The sequence below is a fragment of the Streptomyces chilikensis genome (assembly GCF_001642695.1).
Taxonomy (GTDB): Bacteria; Actinomycetota; Actinomycetes; order Streptomycetales; family Streptomycetaceae; genus Streptomyces; species Streptomyces chilikensis.
This window is the reverse complement of sequence record NZ_LWCC02000142.1, coordinates 299,172-300,029: the sequence shown is the minus strand read 5'-3', so window position 1 is coordinate 300,029 and position 858 is coordinate 299,172. Positions and strand designations below refer to the sequence as shown.

At 73.1% G+C, this 858-nt stretch carries 2 protein-coding genes; both read left to right on the top strand.

The features are described 5' to 3' along the window. Positions 1–443, top strand: a 443-nt coding sequence (locus tag A2U95_RS28960; protein WP_166028381.1) for a CBS domain-containing protein, incomplete at its 5' end; no start/stop codon positions are given. Between the two features lie 13 nt (positions 444–456). Then, a partial coding sequence (locus A2U95_RS28955) for a flavodoxin domain-containing protein (protein WP_240958310.1) occupies positions 457–858 on the top strand: 402 nt, incomplete at its 3' end.

Below are 858 nucleotides of genomic sequence, written 5' to 3'. Positions count from 1 at the left end.
TGATGACCCCCTCGCCGGTCACCGTGCGCGCCGACGAGAGCGTCGCCGAGGCCGCCCGGACCATGGTGCGGCGGCACGTCGACCGCCTGCCGGTGCTCGACGAGGACGACAGGCTGGTCGGCATCGTCACCCGACGCGACCTGCTGAAGGTCTTCCTGAGCACCGACGAGGCCCTCCGGGAGAAGGTGATCCGCGAGGTGGTGGAGAACGGACTGTGGCTGTCGCGCCAGGCCGTCGAGGTCCTCGTGACCGAGGGCGTCGTCACCCTGCGGGGCCGCCTGGAGCGCCGGAGCGAGGCGGAGGCCGCCGTGTCCATGACCCGGAAGGTCGACGGTGTCGTCGCCGTCGTCGATCAGCTCGGCCACCGCATCGACGACTCCCGGTGGAAGCCCGAGAGGGCGGCCGCCCACGCGGGCGGCGAAGACTGGCTGCGCCGGCTGTGAAGGAGGAACCGTCATGACGGCCAAGGTGCTGGTCGCCTACGGGACGACCAACGGATCGACGACACGCATCGCCGAGAGCGTGGCCAGGGCACTGCAGGAGGCGGACCTGGACGCCGAGGCGCTGCCCGCCGCATCGGTGACCGACGTGGCCATGTACAACGCCGTGGTGGTCGGCGGCGCGCTGTACCTCGGCCGCTGGCACAAGGACGCCCGCCGCTTCGTCCGGCGCCACCGCCGGGCGCTGGCGGCGCGTCCGCTGTGGTTCTTCAGCAGCGGCCCGCTCGACCCCACGGCCTCGGAGCGGGAGATACCTCCCGTGCCCTGGGTCCGCAGGGCCATGACGCGGCTGGACGCCTACGGACACGTCACCTTCGGGGGCTGCCTGCGGGAGGGCGCGCAGGGGCGGATGGCCCGC